The organism is Bacillus thuringiensis (genome assembly GCF_001182785.1).
In the GTDB taxonomy this organism is placed as follows: domain Bacteria; phylum Bacillota; class Bacilli; order Bacillales; family Bacillaceae_G; genus Bacillus_A; species Bacillus_A thuringiensis_S.
Window position 1 is genome coordinate 1856621 of the sequence record NZ_CP012099.1, and the last position, 17969, is coordinate 1874589.

The following is a 17969-nucleotide window of genomic DNA, read 5'->3' on the forward strand; positions in this document are numbered from 1 at the left end:
ATAATTCAGTAAAATCCTTTATAAAAGGGGAAAAGGACATGGAGCAGCCATTAACGATGGAAAGAATGCTTCATATTATTAATGTGGGGCTCGTTAAAACGAACAATCCAAAGCAGATTATTATTGTTGGTGCAGGAATTTCAGGGTTAGTTGCAGCATCGTTATTAAAAGAAGCAGGTCATAAAGTAACGATTTTAGAAGCGAATAACCGAATAGGCGGGAGAATATATACGATTCGTGAATCGTTTAGCGATGGTTTATATTTTAATGCAGGACCAATGAGGATTCCTGAAACTCATAAGTTAACTTTAGCTTACATTCGTAAATTTAAACTACCGTTAAATCTTTTTATTAATAAAACTCCTTTAGATATCATTTATACGAATAATATTAGAACGAGACTGAGTGTGTTTGAAAACGATCCGAGTGTACTTAAATATCCAGTTTTAGAGAATGAAAAAGGAAAAACGGCAGAAGAATTAATGTTAGTGGTATTAGAACCCATACTTAATTTTATTAAAAAAGATCCTAATACAAACTGGATTATCGTAGAAAAAAAATATAAAACATACTCGCTTGGGTCATTTTTAACAGAGTATTATTCAGATGGTGCAATAGATATGATCGGGGTACTTCTTGATATGGAAGCTTATATGGGAATGTCCTTAATTGAAGTATTACGTGAAATGATTTTCTTTACTTCAACAACGAAATATTATGAAATAACTGGTGGAATGGATAAGTTATCGAATGCATTCTTACCACAATTAAGGGAACATATTTTAATGCCATATAAGGTTGATAAAATCATACAAGAAGATAATAAAGTAATGATGCAAGTAAACAACGGAGAAACGTTAAAGCGGTTTATAATTACAGGTGACAGTGCGATTGTCACCATTCCATTTTCCGCATTACGATTCGTAGAAATCCAGCCGTATCACTTATTTTCTTATTTTAAAAGACGCGCAATCCGCGAATTAAATTATATCGCTGCGACTAAAATTGCAATACAATTTCGAAGTAGATTTTGGGAAAGAGAAGGGCAGTGCGGAGGTAAGTCTATTACTGATTTGCCTATAAGATTTACATATTATCCGAGTTATGGCATTCATACGCCGGGACCGGCTGTTATGTTGGCTAGTTATACGTGGGCGGATGAGGCTTTAACTTGGGATAGTTTACCTAATGGGGAACGTGTGCGGTATGCATTAAATAATCTAGCACAAATATATGGAAATGTAGTTTATAGTGAATTTGTTACTGGTACATCATTTAGTTGGAGTAAGAATCCGTATTCTTGTGGAGCATTTACAGCTTTTGAACCAGGGCAAGAGCTAGAGTTATTCCCATATATGACATCACCGGCAGGGAAAGTCCATTTTGCTGGTGAGCATACGACATTAACACATGGATGGATGCAAGGAGCAATTGAGTCTGGAGTTAGAGTTGCATATGAAGTAAATGAACAGTGAATCTCTTATATTTACAAATGGTCATTCTTTTAATAAAATGATAAATATAAATCGTAATTATTACGCTTTGAATACATTTGAAGTAAAGAAATGGATGGTCGGTTGAATGAATAAAGTGGAGATTCATATATTAGGTGGTTTTTTAGGTAGTGGAAAATCAACATTATTACAAAATTTATTGTTAGCAGAGAAAAAGAAGAATAGAAAAGTTGCAGTATTAATGAATGAAATTGGTGAATACTCGGTAGATACAGATATTATTGGAAAAGAGAATGTTTTAAGAGAACTTCTTAAAGGCTGTATTTGTTGTACGTTAAAAGAAGAGCTTGAAATACAATTACATTCGTTATACCAACAAGAAAGACCAGATGTAATTTATATAGAAACGACAGGTGTTGCGCATCCAATTGAAGTGTTAGACGCGTGTGTCTCACCAATTTTAGCTCCTTTCCTGGAAGTGAAATCAATTGTAGTCGTTTTAGATGCAGTAAGGTGGTTAAACCGAAGTATATTAAGTGCAAATGTACAACAGCTATTGCATGAGCAACTGAAATTTGGTAGTCATATTCTTGTTAATAAAGCAGATTTACTAACAGATGAAGATAAGAACACAGTACTTGAAGAAGTAAAGGCAATAAATGATCATGCGAAAATATATGAGACGAAGTATTGTAATATATCTTTACAAGATATAGAAGAAGCAGAATTTACAAATGATGAGGAACATGAGACACTACATGTCAAACAGCATTTACATATACAAACGATGACGTATCAATTTACGAAACCGATCGATCAAGACAAATTATATGAATGGCTTTCGAATTTACCAGATAGTATTTATCGAGTGAAAGGTTTTGTGAAATTCCATGGAGATAAATACCCTCACCTATTCCAATATTCTTTCGGAGTACCGACTTTACTAGAACAAGACTTCGGTTTCCCGACAAACTTAGTAGTAATAGGAGAAGGACTAGATAAGAAACAATTGGCTGAAGGGTTAGAGAAAGTAGAACTTAACTCTAATTAAGGGGAAAAGACTAACTTAAAAATAAGTTAGTCTTTTTGTATGGTCATTACTGAAATGAAACAGTATTTTCAATTGGATTGCAGAATATATATTGATTGTATGTCCGTTTCCATTACATAGGAAGGTGATTATATATTTGTGCCGAATGTAGAGGGTACTACAAGAGTTTTCCATTATCTATCGAATTAGTTAGTCATGATTACGGACAGGGGATTTTGGCGTGTTTGATTCTATCAGAAAGTAAAGTATGGGGAGGATCACAATGTCGATGAAAAAACGTAAGTGGCTAAAGACGATGTTTACTGGTTGTGTTCTAGGTTCATTATTAATAACGGCAGCTTGTTCAGGAAAGAAAACAAGTACAGAGGATGAAAAAACGATTAAAGTAGGGGTTCTTGCCTCATTAACAGGTCCATTAGAATCGTATGGAAAACAAACAGTGAACGGATTTGAATTAGGGTTAGACTATGCAACTGGTGGAACTGGGAAAGTAGATGGGAAAAAGATTAAGTTTGTTGTAGAAGATACAGAAACGAAAGCGGATGTAGCAGTTAAAAAAGCTACGAAGTTATTAGAAGAAGAGAAAGTTGATTTTTTAGTTGGATCGTCTAGTTCAAGTGATACGTTAGCGGTTTTACCACTGGCTGAAGAATATGAAAAGATTATGGTTGTAGAACCGGCAGTTGCGGATAGTATTACCGGGAAGAACTGGAATAAATATATTTTTAGAACTGGAAGAAGTTCCTCACAAGATGCGATTGCAGGAGCAGCAGCAATTGCGAAAAAAGATGTAAAGATTGCGACATTTGCCCCAGATAACGCTTTTGGTCGTGAAGGGATTGCTGCATTTAAAGCGGGTGCGAAAAAATTAGGTGCGAACATTGTAAATGAGCAATACGCGGATACAAATTCAACAGATTTTACAGCGAATATTCAAAATATCATTAGTTCAAAACCAGATTATTTATTTATCGTTTGGGCAGGGGCAAATTCACCTTGGAAACAGTTGAAAGATATGAATGTGGAAGCGCAAGGTATTAAAATTTCTACAGGTGCGCCAGATATACCAGCATTAAAAACAATGGATGCATTAGTAGGTATGCAAGGTTTTTCTGTATATTATCACACACTTCCAAAAAATAAAGTGAATGATTGGCTAGTTGAAGAGCATAAAAAACGTTTTAATGGTGCAGTGCCAGATTTGTTTACAGCGGGAGGAATGTCAGCAGCAATTTCTATTGTAGAAGCCTTAAAGAAAACAAAAGGTGATACAGATGTAGATACCTTGATTAAGAAAATGGAAGGAATGGAATTTGATACACCGAAAGGAAAGATGAAGTTTAGAGAGAAGGACCACCAAGCGATGCAGACGCTGTATTCTATCACATTGAAAAAGCAAGATGGTGTTGATTATCCGGTGCCGGTGTTAGAGCGAGAATTAACGATGAAAGAAACAGAACCACCAGTTCAAAATAAATAGACTGAATTTTCTGTTGTTTCATTGTATAAAGAGGGGGGACCCTCTTTATATGTATTTCTTTCAAACTCACGGCTTTAAAGGGAGGGATTTCGTGACACATTTGCTAGAGACGAAAAATCTTAGCGTATCTTTTGGTGAACATCATGTTATTAAAGATGTGAATTTAACTGTCCAAAAAGGAAAGCTCATTTCTATTATCGGGCCAAACGGTGCAGGGAAGACAACATTGTTTAATTTACTAAGTGGCCAGATTTCACCCACAACAGGTGAAGTGTATTTTAAAGGGCAAGATATTACAAAACTATCGATTTCAGATCGAACACGCTTAGGAATCGGTCGCTCTTTTCAACTTACAAACATATTCCCAGAATTAACGGTACTTGAAAATGTCCGTTTAAGTGTTCAATCATTCGTACAAGATTACTATAGTTTTTTCCCGAGTCCAGCAAAATTAAAGCAACAAGTTGGAGAGGCGAGACGTTTCTTAAAAACAGTATTACTTCACGAGAAAGAGAACGTATTAGCGAAAGATTTGGCACATGGAGAGAAAAGAAAGCTAGAACTTGCGATGTTATTAGCTTTAAAAACGGATGTGTTATTACTTGATGAGCCGACGGCAGGTATTTCGGTTGAGGAAGTACCTGCTATATTACAAGTGATTGAAAATATTAAGAAACATCCAGAGAGCACAATTGTACTTATTGAACACAAAATGGATATGATATTAGGTTTGTCAGATCATCTTATCGTTTTATTTCATGGAGAGTTATTAGCTGAAGGATTGCCAGAAGAAATTATGAAAGATGAGCGTGTGCAAAGTGCTTATTTAGGGGGATTATATAGTGGCACTATTACAAGTGAATAATATAGAGACGTATTTAGATCAGTTTCATATTTTGCAAGGAGTATCTCTTGCTGTTGAGAAAGGGACGATTACTGTACTGTTTGGTAGAAACGGGGCAGGGAAAACAACGACATTACGTTCAGTTATGGGGTTTCACCGGATTGCAGATGGTGAAATTTATTATGATAGTGCAAAAGTAAGTGGATTAGCTACACATTTAATTTCAAGGAAAGGAATAGGGTATGTACCAGAAAATCAAGGTATTTTTCATGATTTGACAGTAGAAGAAACATTCGCTCTTGCTAGGGGAAAAGGTGAAGAAGTAGAAGGGAAAATAGAGTGGATGCTGGAACTATTTCCGGATTTAAAGCAGTTTTGGAATAAGAAAAGTGGGCTCTTGAGCGGAGGGCAAAAGCAAATGTTGGCTATTTCAAGAGCGTTTATTAATAGTGATGGATTATTACTTATTGATGAGCCGAGCAAAGGGCTATCCCCGATAATGGTGGAGAAATTAATGGTAGCTATTTTGAAGATGAAAGAGAAAACAACAGTTTTACTTGTTGAGCAAAATTTTATAATGGCTAGTCAAATTGGCGATTATTTTTACATTATGGATAACGGACGAATTGTTCATAACGGTTTTATGAATGAATTAAAAAAGGATAAGGAAATGTGTCATAAATATTTAGGAATCTCTTAACATGAACCCGAGGTGAAAAGGATGGATGTGTTAATAAATTTATTTGTAAATGGGATTTCAACAGGGATGCTCATTTTTTTGTTAGCATCAGGTCTTTCACTTATTTTCGGTCTAATGAGCGTTTTAAACTTTGCACACGGTGGTTTATTTGCGTGGGGAGCATTTACAGGTGTTTGGTTATTTAATATGACAGGAAGTTATATATTAGCTTTAGTTGGAGCAGTAGCTATGGGAATGTTCCTAGGATTTATTTTAGAGAGGTTTCTTATTAGACCAGTATATGGAAATCATGTTCGACAGCTGCTCGTTACGCTTGGAGGAATGCTCGTTCTTAGTGAGTGTATTAAAATATTTTGGGGGCCAAACCCTATTAGTGCAAAATTACCGTTATGGTTACAAGGAAGTTTTACATCCGGAGGTATTATATTAATTAAATATCGTCTATTTGTTATTTTGATTGGGATAATTATTTACATTGCACTACTATTATTACTCAAAAAGACGAAGATAGGTCTTATGATCCGTGCAGGTGTAATGGATAAAGAAATGGTTCAAGCGCTTGGTATTAATGTAAAAGCGATATTTTCTTTCGTCTTTTTATTAGGAGCAGGGATGGCAGCTTTGGGAGGTTTCTTATTAGCACCGTATTCGGGCGTTATTTTCGCCGAGATGGGCATGCAGTATGCAATTTTAGCTTTTATAGTAGTAATTATCGGAGGATTAGGAAGCGTACAAGGTTCAGCTATTGCTTCTTTAATTGTCGGATTAGCTGGTGCTTTTACAGCGTATTTTATACCAGATTTATCACTTGCAATTAATATGTTAATGTTACTATTTTTCTTAATAGTAAAGCCAACTGGGCTTGTTGGTGAAAAGGGGTGAAATGGTGAACAACACATCGGACCGAATTAAAGTATACTTCGGAGTATGTATGCTAATTTGTTTAAGTGTATTTCCGTTCGTAAATGATTCACGGAGCCTGTTAATTTTGTTCACTCAAATCTTCATCTTTGCTATTTTTGCAATGAGTTTTGATGTATTGCTTGGATATACAGGAATTGTATCGTTCGGTCATTGTATGTTCTTTGGGATAGGAGCATATGGGGTAGCGCTTTTATTTGATCGGCAAGGCGTATCAATAACGAATTTTTTAATAGGGATAGTAGCTGCAATTATTGTTTCAGCAATCGTTAGTTATATAATTGGTTTGCTTTCTTTACGGTTGAAAAGTCATTTTTATGCAATGTTAACACTTGCTATTTCACAGTTGTTTTTCGTACTTGCTGAAAAATGGCGTGGGCTTACTCACGGAGGAGATGGTTTTACATTTGGGGTACCAGAAATATTCCGTGATCGTTTTACTTTTTATTATGTATCACTTATATGTTTACTCTTCATTTTTATTCTATTACGTCTTTTTACAAAGTCTTCTATTGGGAAAGTATTAAAGGCGATTTCACAAAATGAACAACGTGTTGAAGCACTTGGATATAAAGTCCTCCATTATAAAATAATCGCAAGTGTAGTGGCAGGAATAGTAGCTGCAATTAGCGGTGGTTTATTTGTTATTACATTACGCTTTGTCAATACGACTGTATTTTCAATTGAAATGACATTAAATGCATTATTGATGACGATGATTGGAGGGGTCGGAACGTTAATTGGAGCTATTGCTGGATCTGGGATTATTGAATCACTAAAATATTATTTATCAGAACTAGCGACGGAATATCCGATTTTTGAAAGATGGACGATTATTCTAGGTTTATTGTATATTATCGTGCTACTTGTTTTTCCGAAAGGATTGGTTGGGACGGTTAAGAAATTGAAGGGTTTTAAAAGGAATAAGAAGGAGAAAAGTACAGAAGTGGAGCAAAACGTGTGAAAAATCAATTGTATTCAAAATAAAAATCCCTCTTTTAGATTCGTTAAAGAGGGATTTTTATTTTGAAAAAAGTTTGTCAACGAAGTCATTTTATTAATCAAATAGTTCATCAGGGATATGCTTTATAAAGGTTTGATTCGTAAAAAAATGAACAGCGAAATTCTCAATGGGAACATCTGCAATTATTACTAATGTATCATTTTTAATCGGTAAAAAAGCTATTCCTTTTCCATCATTAATAAACTCTTCCATAAGCGAATAAGAATCCAACTGTTGAAGTTGGCGCTGAGATAAATTGTTTTCTTTTAGGAATTGTATTGTCTTATTCCTAAAAGGGCACTTTTTGTCATTGCTAACGAAGAAAATTTCTTTTGAATAATCAATGGTACATTTTTCTTTCGCTTTTAATAAGCCTACAGAAATTGAGGTCGTGAACACTTTTTTAAACGATGCGTCAGGATAATCCTCATAAGTTATGACCATATCAACTTTTTGTTGCTGCAGTAATTTTTGCAAATGACTACTACTTTCTACATATATTTGATAATTTCTGAAGTTTTCTTCAATACGCTTACTTAAATAATTTGTCAAAATAGATTGTGACGTCGCTATTATATAAGAAGAACCACTCATTTTAATTTCATCTTTTACTTCTTCTAATAGAGTTAATATTTTATTTGTGTAATCTAATAAAATGTCACCAGCAGGTAATAAGGAAACGCCTTTGTTATCTCTATGTAGTAAAGGTGTTTCTAACTCTTGTTCTAATTTTTTAATTCGCTCAGTTACGTTCGGTTGAACATATCCTAACTCTTTAGCAGCTTTACTAATAGAACCCTCACTGGCTACAGTTTTGAATATAATAAGATCATTTATTTCCAAGTATCTCAGCCCCTTATGCACTATCATTATAAATGATACCAAACATAATTTATACCTATTTTACGTTAGCCACTTATCGATTTATCATAATGTATATAAGATTGAAAGTGAGTGATAAACATGATTGGAATGCAATATAAGGTCATTCTTCCAAAGGATTATGACATGGAGATTATTAAGAAAAGGGTAAAGGATAATGGCTATAAAACTGATGGTTTCCAAGAACTAAATTTTAAAGCTTATTTAATTACGGAAACGGAGAAAAACGGGAATTTTTATAACTGCTATGCACCTTTATATATTTGGAATGGTCATGAAGGGATGAATAAATTTATCTTTGAAGGGTATTACGATAATATTTTACAATCGTTTGGGTGGCAACAAATAAATATAGGTGTTCCGTTAGTTGTTAATCTAAGTGATGGATTTAAGAAAAGTAGATATGTTGTGGAATATGCAGGAAGTATTTCTCAAAGTAAAACGTTGATTGGGACTGAATTAAACAAGATGAATGAAAATGTACAAAACAATGAAAAGTGTTTAGGGAATGTAATCGTTTATAATCCGGATAAATGGGGATACAGTAGGTTTGAGTTTTATGAAGAGAAGCCTGATATTGTAGTGAATAAGGGTGTTACAGTATATGAGATTTTACACATTTCACGATGAAATTTTGTTGTATATTAAAATTAAGAAAAGGAATGAAAATCTATGCCTTTTGTGAAGGTTTATTATCCTGAAAACATATTAAATGAGGAAAAGTTGGGGGGAATAGGTAAATGTATCCATCTTTCATTAATTGAACATTTTAACATCCCTGAAAATGATTATTTTCAAATGTTCTTACCTTATCAACAAAACAAATTTTTATATAATCCATATTATTTGTTGGAAAGAGGAGAAAAGAGAACAGAGAATATGATATATGTTTCTATTACATGTGGACCGGGAAGAACGGTGCAACAGAAAAAAGATTTGTATCAATCTGTATCCTTAAAAATCCCGCAATATTCCGACGTTAAAGTTTCGGATATTTTTATTACACTAAATGAGACAGCTGCTGAAAACTGGTCATTTGGTCAAGGAATAGCACAAATGGTGAAAATAAAGGGAGAAAAAAATGAAGAATGAACTTATTGAAGTACAGATTAAAAAGAAAATGAGAGAAATGGCACCTGCATTTGCTCATTATAGTGAAAAGATATTGTTTGAGGAAGTGTGGCGGGATGCCACTTTAACATTAAGAGAAAGAAGTTTGTGTACTGTGTCAGCACTAATCAGTCTCGGTAATACAGAACAATTACCATTTCATCTGAAGCTAGCTAAACAAAATGGGGTTATGGAGAATGAATTGGTTGCATTAATAACACATATGGCTTTTTACGTTGGTTGGCCAAAAGCTATGGCAGCTTTAAATATAGTAATGAAATGAAAAGTTAAGAATAATGATAAGTAAGAATTCATGTTTACATGAATTCTTACTTATCATTATTTATGCAATACTCTATCGCTATATTTATTACATTTTCTCTTGCTTTTTTATCACTTGCGTAGTAAAGTGATAGTAAGATGAACGCTAGGAAGTGATGAAACATGCGTGATAATACGATAGGATCATTAATATGGTTACGTTTAATACGATTTACGAACCAAAGTAATCAAATGTCAAATGAGTTTTTAAAACGTTTTGATTTAACGACAGCTCAATTTGATGTGCTTTTGCAAATACGTACGTATCAACCACTAACACAAATGGAGTTAGCTGAAAAGGTAACTGTTACACAAGGTGGCATTTCTCGAATGTTAACTCGTCTTGAAAAAGAAGGATATATTGTACGAAAACAAGATTGGAAAACGAAAACAATTAGTCTTACAGAGCAAGGAGAAGCAGCTTTAGAGAGAGCCTTGCCAGAGCAACTTGCATTTCAATCTTCGTTTTTTGATGATGTATTAAATGAAGAAGAGCAGAAAATATTATACGAGCTGATGACGAAAGTTCATAAACATAGTGAAAAAAAAGAATTACCGCAAGAGTAATTTTTTTTACCTCATCAATTGACTAATCAAGTGATGAGGTAGGTAATACGGAGATATACTTGACTTACCAACGTTTTTAGAAGAAAAACTAATACTACATTATTAAAGGGGAGAGTAACTATGGAAAAATACCGTATAGATACAAGAAAAGGAATTGAGTTTGGGTTATATTCAATTGGCGATCATGTTTTAAATCCACATAATGGGGAGAAAATTACGCCAGAAAAAAGAATTCACGAACTAATTGAAACAGCTAAGTTAGCAGATGAGGCAGGGCTTGATGTGTTTGCTGTAGGCGAAAGTCATCAAACGCATTTTACAACGCAAGCTCATACAGTTATTTTAGGTGCGGTCGCGCAAGTTACGAAAAATATAAAAATTGCAAGTTCCGCAACGATATTAAGTACATCTGACCCAGTTCGAGTATATGAGGATTTCGCTACCATTGACTTGATTTCTAATGGTCGTGCTGAAATCGTAGCTGGTCGTGGATCTCGTATTGGAGGATATAGTTTACTTGGTTACGATGTAAATGATTATGAAGAGTTATTTGAAGAGAAGATGGATCTTTTATTAAAAATTAATAAAGAGGAACATGTAACATGGAATGGGCAGTTCAGAGCACCACTTGAGTATGCTTCAGTTATCCCTAGAGCTAAAAATAATAACCTGCCAATTTGGCGTGCGGTTGGTGGACCGCCAGCTAGTGCAATTAAAGCAGGACGTGCAGGTGTGCCAATGATGATAACAACACTTGGTGGCCCAGCAATTAACTTTAAAGTGTCAGTAGATGCTTATCGCGAGGCTGCTCAGCAAAGTGGATTTGATCCAGCTAGTTTACCAGTTGCGACAACGAGTTTATTTTATACGGCAAAAAATTCACAAGATGCACTTAGTGAATATTACCCTCACATTAATGCTGGTATGCTTACACTGCGCGGTGGTGGGTATCCGAAACAGCAATTTACAAATGCAATAGATTACCGTGATGCTTTAATGGTTGGTAGCCCACAACAAATCATTGAGAAAATGCTTTACCAATATGAATTGTTTGGCCAACAACGCTTTATGGCACAAATTGATTTTGGCGGTGTACCATTTGATAAAATTGAGAAAAATATTGAATTAATTGCTACTGAAATTTTACCAGCCGTTAGAAAACATACAGCAAAATAAATAAAAAAACTGGGAGTCTAATTGACTCTCAGTTTTTTATTTGTTATGGAAAAATGACAAAAAAATGAACTTTTAATCGAGGAAGAGGGAAGTTATTTTCTATTTTTGAATAACATTATTTCGAGTTTGAATTTTGGAAATACATTTTTCTCTTGACAAAAAACAAGCATTTATCGAGGGTGGATGCGAGGACATTTTTTCGGTTAAAAGTCAAGTGTATGAAGAAAAACACGATTGTTTTATAGATATAAAAGTAAGCCGTATATTGAAAAAACACATTTTACTAATGAGGAAAATCTGATTCAAAAAAATGACAAAAGACATATTTCAGACAAAATGATGTCAATAATACGTCAAAAATAACCTGAATTTACTATGTAGGTATATTATACAATTCGATTAACGAATAAAACACTACAGAAATAGTGAAAAGGTAAAAATTAGCATTGCAATAGTTTGAAAAACTGAAACTTCATATTTTTCGACAATACATACAAAATGTTTTTGTCTTTTCGTATTTCTTAATAATTGAGTTTGATAAGATTGCTCAATTAACTTTTATTATAAAAACTATGAAGGAAGTGATTTTAGTATGGAAACGCTCGAATTGGCACGAATACAGTTCGCATCAACAACGATTTTCCATTACTTTTTTGTTCCGCTGTCAATTGGTTTAGCTTTTATTATTGCGATAATGCAAACGTTGTATGTGGTAAAAGGACAAGAAGTATATAAGAAGATGGCAAAGTTTTGGACGCAATTATTCCTTATTAACTTTGCAGTAGGTGTAGTAACAGGTATTTTACAAGAATTTCAGTTTGGTATGAACTGGTCAACGTATTCACGTTTTGTAGGTGATGTATTTGGTCCCTCGCTTGCAATTGAAGGATTACTGGCATTTTTCATTGAGTCTACATTCCTAGGTTTATGGGTATTCGGTGAGGATAAATTACCGAAGCGAATTCACTTAATGTGTATTTGGCTCCTTTCAATTGGAACGATGTTATCAGCATTTTGGATTTTAACTGCAAGTGCATTTATGCAGTCACCTGTCGGGTATGAAATGGCAGCTGATGGTCGTGCACAAATGAATGATTTCTTAGCCATTATTCAAAACCCACAACTATGGGTACAATTCCCGCATACAATTACAGCAGCAATTGCAACAGGTGCATTCTTTATTGCAGGTGTGAGTGCATGGAAAATAACGAAAGCGCAAGAAACTGAGGTATTTAAAAAATCGTTCCGCATTTCTATCATTGTTGGAACACTTACAACTGCGTTTGTATTATTCTTCGGTCATGCACAAGCGCAACAATTAATTAAGACACATCCAATGAAGATGGCGGCAGCTGAAGCACTATGGAATACAAGTGAGGATCCAGCGCCATTTACAGTATTTTCGAAAATTGATACAGAGAAGAAAGAAAATTCGTTTGAAATTCAAATCCCTTATATGCTAAGTCTATTATCGTATGATAAGTTTAGCGGTCAAGTTGAAGGGATGAATCAAATTCAAAAACAATATGAAGAAAAATATGGACCTGGGGATTATATTCCTCCAGTGCATACAATGTTTTGGAGTTTTAGAGCGATGGTAATGAGTGGAACATTCATGCTTCTTCTAGGAGCTTACGGATGGTTCTTATCAAGAAAAGATCGTTTAGCTGAAAAAACGTGGTATTTAAAATTAATGGTGTATGCAATTTCTCTTCCATTCATCGGTAATACAGTAGGATGGATTATGACTGAAATGGGTCGTCAACCTTGGGTTGTATTTGGTGTAATGAAAACAGAAGATGCTGTATCACCAAATGTAACATTCGGTGAAGTATTATTCTCACTTATTTCATTCACATCAATGTATTTAATTATGGGTGGAATTTGTGTGTACTTATTTGTTCGTACCATTAAGGGCCACACAAATAAGAAAACGAAAAAGGATTATCAAAGCCATGATCCATTTGATAAGGAGGAAGAGTATGTTATCTCTTAATGAGTTATGGTTTTTAGTTATTGCAATCTTATTTGTTGGATTCTTCGTACTGGAAGGTTTCGACTTTGGGGTAGGAATGGTTTCGAGGTTTTTAGGAAAGAATGATTTTGAAAAACGAGTTTACTTAAATACAATAGGACCGTTCTGGCACGCGAATGAAGTATGGCTTGTTTGTGCTGGTGGAGCCATGTTTGCGGCATTTCCGCACTGGTATGCAACTTTATTTAGTGGTTTTTATATTCCGTTTGTATTTATGCTTCTTGCTTTAATTTTAAGAGGTGTTTCCTTTAAATTTCGTGCGAAAATAGATAATCATAAATGGAAGAGTGCGTGGGATTGGGGGATGTTTATTGGAAGTATGTTACCTCCTATCCTTTGGGGAGTTGCGATTGCAAACTTTATGGTAGGTGTACCTATTGATGAGAGCAAAAATGTTGTAGGTGGATTCCTGCAATTACTTCATCCATTTGCGTTACTTGGGGGAGTAATGTTTCTCCTACTATGTATTGTTCACGGATTACAATTTCTTACGATACGTACAACTGGTAAATTGAGAGAACGTGCACGAATTGCTGCAATAAAAATTGCACCATTTTCATTAATTACACTTCTTGTTTTTGCTGGTGTGGGGTTATGGAAAACCGACATTTTCACTGCTCATGGAACAGAATGGATTATGGTACCAATCGGAGCTTTTGTAGCACTATTAGTGTCCACGTTATTAAATAAAAGAAGAAGAGATGGTTGGGCTTTCTTTATGACGAGTTTAACAATCATTTTACTAAGTGCGAGTGTATTTATCGGTATGTTCCCACGTGTTATGATTAGCTCTTTAGGAGCAATGAATGATTTGACAATTTACAACGCAGCATCAGGAGCTTATGCATTAAAACTTATGACTTACTTTGCGATTGCTATTTTGCCTTTCGTTATCGGAAGTCAAATATGGAGTTATTATGTATTTAGACAACCTGTTAAGTCAGACAACGATTTGGAGTACTAATGAAAAGAAAAAGAGGACTTCCGTCTTATCCCGGTAGCCGTATTTTATATGTAGCGTTAACGATTATTAGTATTTTAGAAGCTTTTAGTATTATTGCGCAAACAATCTTTTTAGCACGAGCTATTACGTTTTTATTTCATGGAGAGACAGTACAAACAATATTAAGTGAAATTGTTTATTTTGGTATCGCGTTTGCAGCGCGTAACATAGTAGTTCGAACATCACAAATATTAGTGGAACGTTTTGCCGAAAAAACAGGGTCGTTACTAAGAAAACAATTGATAGAGGCATATTTCACATTAGGTCCAAGATATGTTCAAACGGTTGGAACGGGTCATCTGGTTACCTTATCAATTGAGGGGATTGAGAAATTTAAAACATATATTGAATTAACGATTCCTAAAATGATTAGAAGTAGTATCGTTCCAGGTCTAATTGTACTATATGTTTTTACGCTAGATATTGAGTCTGGAATCATTTTAGTTGTAACGATTCCTATCGTGATCATATTTATGATTCTTCTCGGATTAGCAGCGCAAAAAATGGCAGATAGTCAGTATGAGATATATCGTGTACTTTCGAACCATTTTGTAGATACGTTAAAAGGTTTAGAAACATTAAAGTATTTAGGGAAAAGTGAACAGCACGAAGGAAAGATTGAAAAAGTAAGTAAAAGATATAGAAAAGCAACGATGCGTACTTTGCGAGTTGCTTTTCTTTCTTCTTTTGCATTAGATTTCTTTACGAGTTTATCAATCGCGTTTGTGGCAGTTGGATTAGGGATACGCTTAATAGATGGAACGATTATACTATTACCAGCCCTTACAATTTTGATTTTAGCTCCGGAATATTTTCTGCCGATTAAACAAGTGGGAGCAAATTATCATGCGACATTAGATGGACAAATTGCGATGGAGCAAATAGAAGAGATTTTGCAACAACAAAAAGGAATAGAAAAGAAAGATTTAAATGAAGATATAGTATGGAATGCCTCTAGTAGCTTGAAATTACAAGATATCAAAGTTAATAATACTGAATCTGAAAAGGCTATATTAGAAGGAATTAATTTTACTTGGGAAGGTAACGGTGCTATTGGTGTTATTGGTGAAAGTGGTGCGGGGAAATCGACGTTAATCGACGTATTAGCCGGGTTTTTATCTCCTTCGAGTGGAAAGATGTTAGTAAATGGTCTAGAAGTTGATGGATCTACTCGTGAAGATTGGCAAAAAAATATTGCTTACATTCCGCAGCAACCTTATATTTTTCCGCTTTCATTAAAGGATAACATTCGTTTTTATGAAACAAAAGCAACAGATGAAGAAGTTGAAAGAGTTATTAATGAAGTCGGCCTTCGTTCACTCGTTACATCACTTCCAAATGGGATGCACGAAAGAATAGGAGAAGGTGGACGTATGCTAAGTGGCGGACAAGAACAGCGTGTTGCTATGGCGCGTGCACTTTTAAGTAAAAAACCAATCATTTTATTAGATGAGCCTACGGCACATCTTGATATTCAAACCGAATTTGAAATAAAGCAAGCGATGTTACGTCTATTTAATGGAAAGTTAGTATTTTTAGCAACTCACCGTCTACATTGGATGAAACAAATGGACCATATCCTTATTTTAAATAAAGGGGAAATGATAGAAAGTGGGACGTATGAAGAACTTTTAGAGAGTGAGACATTACATTTTCATAGGGAAGAGAGGGGAGAGAAATGAGTAACTGGGTTAAACCTTATATAAAACAAAATAAAGGTAGAATGACTTTAACTATTTTCCTTGGTCTTCTTGGAGTTAGTTCAGGAGCGATGTTACTTTTTATTTCAGGTTATTTAATCTCAAAATCTGCCCTTAGACCAGAAAATGTAATGGCTGTATATGTTCCTATTGTTGCAACAAGAGCGTTTAGTATAGGGCAAGCTGTGTTTCATTATATAGAGCGCTTAGTCGGACATGATGTCGTACTACGTATATTAGAAAAAATGAGAACGAAGCTATATAGAATAGTAGAACCACAGGCGTTATTTTTCCGTTCTCGATTTCAAACGGGTGATATGTTAGGAGTGTTATCCGAAGATATAGAGCATTTGCAAAACCTATATTTACGTACAATATTTCCTAGTATATTAGCGCTAGTTGTTTATAGTATCTTCGTACTTGTTATCGGTGCATTTGACCTTGTGTTTGCATTTATTGTAGGTTGTATGTTAGCTATTATCGTGTTTCTTCTTCCATTTGTATCATTACTTTTGATGAAGAAACACCATGTTACTTTAAAGCAAGGCAGAAGCCGTTTGTATCAACAACTGACGGATGCTGTTTTTGGATTATCTGATTGGCAGGCAAGTGGTCGTAAAGGTGAATTTATTAATGAGTATGTAAAACAAAATGATCAGTTGTTAAAAATCGAAAAGAGAGTGAAACGCTGGTATCATATTCGGGACAGTATCATTCAATTAGTAGTAGGTATTGTAGTTATTTCGATGATTATATGGACTGGAAATGAAGCGGCAAGTGAGCAAATTGCTCCTACAGTTATCGCAGCTTTCGTATTAATGACTTTATCTGTAACGAATGCGCTTATTCCTATTGCAGATGCCATCGATCGAATCCCGTCGTATGTAGAATCTACCCATCGTCTTAATGGCGTAGAAAGTGATAGTGTTTTACATGATAAAATGGATTTGTATGGAGATAATGATTACGTTGAACCAAGACATGTAGATATTGAACTGAATCACGTATCGTATAGTTATCCAGATAGTAATGAGATTGTATTAAAAGACGTATCATTACAAATAAAAGCAGGGAAGAAAATTGCTATTTTAGGCAGAAGTGGGACAGGGAAATCTACTTTACTAAAATTGTTAGCAGGGGCGTTAAGCCCAGTAAACGGCCAAGTTGTATTGAATGGTGAACGAGCTCATACGAATCTTTTATCTAAATATATTTCTGTATTAAATCAAAAGCCCCATTTGTTTGATACGACAATTGGAAATAATGTACGAATTGGCAAACCAGAGGCGACGGATGAAGAGATATGGAAAGCTTTAGAGAAAGCACAATTAGCTTCACATATTACTTCTCTTCCGGACGGATTACAAACAAAAATGCATGAAATGGGAAAGCGGTTTTCTGGTGGTGAAAGACAAAGGGTTGCTTTTGCTAGAACTCTTATGCAAGAAACACCCATCATTGTACTTGATGAACCGACTATCGGTTTAGATCCGAAAACAGAATTGTCTTTAATTGAAACAATGTTTTCTGCAACGGAAGAAAAGACGGTTATTTGGATTACGCACCATCTTGTAGGAATAGAACATGTAGACGAAGTTATATTCCTTGATCGTGGCCAAATTGTCATGCAAGGTAGTCATAAACAACTTTTGAAAGAAAATGAAAAGTATCGTAAACTTTATGAGTTAGATAAAGGAATATGATTTGAATAAGCAATAATTG

General features: G+C 34.7%; 17 protein-coding genes. 16 read left to right on the forward strand and 1 reads right to left on the reverse strand.

What is annotated here, in order from left to right:
• Positions 1–38: 38 nt before the first annotated feature.
• From AC241_RS09730 to AC241_RS09760, 7 genes are all read left to right on the forward strand, one after another.
• Positions 39–1475: a flavin monoamine oxidase family protein gene (locus AC241_RS09730; RefSeq protein WP_016082028.1), complete on the forward strand. Its 1437-nt coding sequence runs from the start codon at positions 39–41 to the stop codon at positions 1473–1475.
• A gap of 106 nt (positions 1476–1581) precedes the next feature.
• On the forward strand, positions 1582–2505 hold the full coding sequence (locus tag AC241_RS09735) for a CobW family GTP-binding protein (protein WP_029442016.1): 924 nt from the start codon (positions 1582–1584) through the stop codon (positions 2503–2505).
• Positions 2506–2767: 262 nt separating this feature from the next.
• Positions 2768–3985 (forward strand): substrate-binding domain-containing protein, encoded by a 1218-nt coding sequence (locus tag AC241_RS09740; RefSeq protein WP_000061996.1) that lies wholly within the window; start codon positions 2768–2770, stop codon positions 3983–3985.
• 91 nt (positions 3986–4076) lie between these two features.
• On the forward strand, positions 4077–4850 hold the full coding sequence (locus AC241_RS09745; RefSeq protein WP_000149324.1) for an ABC transporter ATP-binding protein: 774 nt from the start codon (positions 4077–4079) through the stop codon (positions 4848–4850).
• Positions 4828–5529: an ABC transporter ATP-binding protein gene (locus AC241_RS09750; RefSeq protein WP_029442019.1), complete on the forward strand. Its 702-nt coding sequence runs from the start codon at positions 4828–4830 to the stop codon at positions 5527–5529. Before AC241_RS09745 ends, AC241_RS09750 begins: the two co-directional genes overlap by 23 nt.
• Positions 5530–5550: 21 nt before the next feature.
• Positions 5551–6411: a branched-chain amino acid ABC transporter permease gene (locus AC241_RS09755; RefSeq protein WP_000382788.1), complete on the forward strand. Its 861-nt coding sequence runs from the start codon at positions 5551–5553 to the stop codon at positions 6409–6411.
• Positions 6412–6460: 49 nt separating this feature from the next.
• Positions 6461–7414: a branched-chain amino acid ABC transporter permease gene (locus AC241_RS09760; protein ID WP_016082023.1), complete on the forward strand. Its 954-nt coding sequence runs from the start codon at positions 6461–6463 to the stop codon at positions 7412–7414.
• Between the two features lie 93 nt (positions 7415–7507).
• Here the strand turns inward: AC241_RS09760 and AC241_RS09765 are convergent, their stop codons facing one another.
• Entirely contained in the window at positions 7508–8296 is a 789-nt protein-coding gene (locus AC241_RS09765; RefSeq protein ID WP_016082022.1) for a LysR family transcriptional regulator, read from the reverse strand.
• A gap of 120 nt (positions 8297–8416) precedes the next feature.
• On the opposite strand from AC241_RS09765, the gene AC241_RS09770 reads away from it, so the two are divergent.
• From AC241_RS09770 to cydC, 9 genes are all read left to right on the forward strand, one after another.
• Entirely contained in the window at positions 8417–8965 is a 549-nt protein-coding gene (locus AC241_RS09770; protein WP_029442021.1) for a DUF4865 family protein, read from the forward strand.
• Between the two features lie 42 nt (positions 8966–9007).
• Entirely contained in the window at positions 9008–9427 is a 420-nt protein-coding gene (locus AC241_RS09775; RefSeq protein WP_029442022.1) for a tautomerase family protein, read from the forward strand.
• Positions 9417–9728: a carboxymuconolactone decarboxylase family protein gene (locus AC241_RS09780; protein ID WP_048563984.1), complete on the forward strand. Its 312-nt coding sequence runs from the start codon at positions 9417–9419 to the stop codon at positions 9726–9728. Before AC241_RS09775 ends, AC241_RS09780 begins: the two co-directional genes overlap by 11 nt.
• 161 nt (positions 9729–9889) lie before the next feature.
• Entirely contained in the window at positions 9890–10333 is a 444-nt protein-coding gene (locus AC241_RS09785; RefSeq protein WP_001205523.1) for a MarR family winged helix-turn-helix transcriptional regulator, read from the forward strand.
• Positions 10334–10453: 120 nt separating this feature from the next.
• Positions 10454–11509 carry an LLM class flavin-dependent oxidoreductase gene (locus AC241_RS09790; protein ID WP_048563983.1) on the forward strand — a complete coding sequence of 352 codons (1056 nt, stop codon included), beginning with the start codon at positions 10454–10456 and terminating at the stop codon, positions 11507–11509.
• A gap of 592 nt (positions 11510–12101) precedes the next feature.
• Positions 12102–13505 (forward strand): cytochrome ubiquinol oxidase subunit I, encoded by a 1404-nt coding sequence (gene cydA / locus AC241_RS09795; protein ID WP_050843290.1) that lies wholly within the window; start codon positions 12102–12104, stop codon positions 13503–13505.
• Positions 13492–14508, forward strand: a complete 1017-nt coding sequence (cydB, locus tag AC241_RS09800) for a cytochrome d ubiquinol oxidase subunit II (RefSeq protein WP_000950083.1) — start codon at positions 13492–13494, stop codon at positions 14506–14508. Before cydA ends, cydB begins: the two co-directional genes overlap by 14 nt.
• On the forward strand, positions 14508–16229 hold the full coding sequence (gene cydD, locus AC241_RS09805) for a thiol reductant ABC exporter subunit CydD (protein ID WP_050843292.1): 1722 nt from the start codon (positions 14508–14510) through the stop codon (positions 16227–16229). The genes cydB and cydD overlap by 1 nt, the downstream gene beginning before the upstream one ends.
• Positions 16226–17950: a thiol reductant ABC exporter subunit CydC gene (gene cydC, locus AC241_RS09810; RefSeq protein ID WP_050843294.1), complete on the forward strand. Its 1725-nt coding sequence runs from the start codon at positions 16226–16228 to the stop codon at positions 17948–17950. Before cydD ends, cydC begins: the two co-directional genes overlap by 4 nt.
• The last annotated feature ends 19 nt before the right edge of the window (positions 17951–17969 follow it).

Excerpts from the sequence above, each read along its gene's own strand:
- cydD (WP_050843292.1), top strand. The coding sequence starts at position 14,508 with ATGAAAAGAAAAAGAGGACTTCCGTCTTATCCCGGTAGCCGTATTTTA.
- cydA (WP_050843290.1), top strand. The coding sequence starts at position 12,102 with ATGGAAACGCTCGAATTGGCACGAATACAGTTCGCATCAACAACGATT.
- AC241_RS09730 (WP_016082028.1), top strand. The coding sequence starts at position 39 with ATGGAGCAGCCATTAACGATGGAAAGAATGCTTCATATTATTAATGTG.
- AC241_RS09770 (WP_029442021.1), top strand. The coding sequence starts at position 8,417 with ATGATTGGAATGCAATATAAGGTCATTCTTCCAAAGGATTATGACATG.
- AC241_RS09755 (WP_000382788.1), top strand. The coding sequence starts at position 5,551 with ATGGATGTGTTAATAAATTTATTTGTAAATGGGATTTCAACAGGGATG.
- cydC (WP_050843294.1), top strand. The coding sequence starts at position 16,226 with ATGAGTAACTGGGTTAAACCTTATATAAAACAAAATAAAGGTAGAATG.
- AC241_RS09790 (WP_048563983.1), top strand. The coding sequence starts at position 10,454 with ATGGAAAAATACCGTATAGATACAAGAAAAGGAATTGAGTTTGGGTTA.
- AC241_RS09780 (WP_048563984.1), top strand. The coding sequence starts at position 9,417 with ATGAAGAATGAACTTATTGAAGTACAGATTAAAAAGAAAATGAGAGAA.
- cydB (WP_000950083.1), top strand. The coding sequence starts at position 13,492 with ATGTTATCTCTTAATGAGTTATGGTTTTTAGTTATTGCAATCTTATTT.
- AC241_RS09735 (WP_029442016.1), top strand. The coding sequence starts at position 1,582 with ATGAATAAAGTGGAGATTCATATATTAGGTGGTTTTTTAGGTAGTGGA.
- AC241_RS09760 (WP_016082023.1), top strand. The coding sequence starts at position 6,461 with ATGCTAATTTGTTTAAGTGTATTTCCGTTCGTAAATGATTCACGGAGC.
- AC241_RS09785 (WP_001205523.1), top strand. The coding sequence starts at position 9,890 with ATGCGTGATAATACGATAGGATCATTAATATGGTTACGTTTAATACGA.
- AC241_RS09740 (WP_000061996.1), top strand. The coding sequence starts at position 2,768 with ATGTCGATGAAAAAACGTAAGTGGCTAAAGACGATGTTTACTGGTTGT.
- AC241_RS09775 (WP_029442022.1), top strand. The coding sequence starts at position 9,008 with ATGCCTTTTGTGAAGGTTTATTATCCTGAAAACATATTAAATGAGGAA.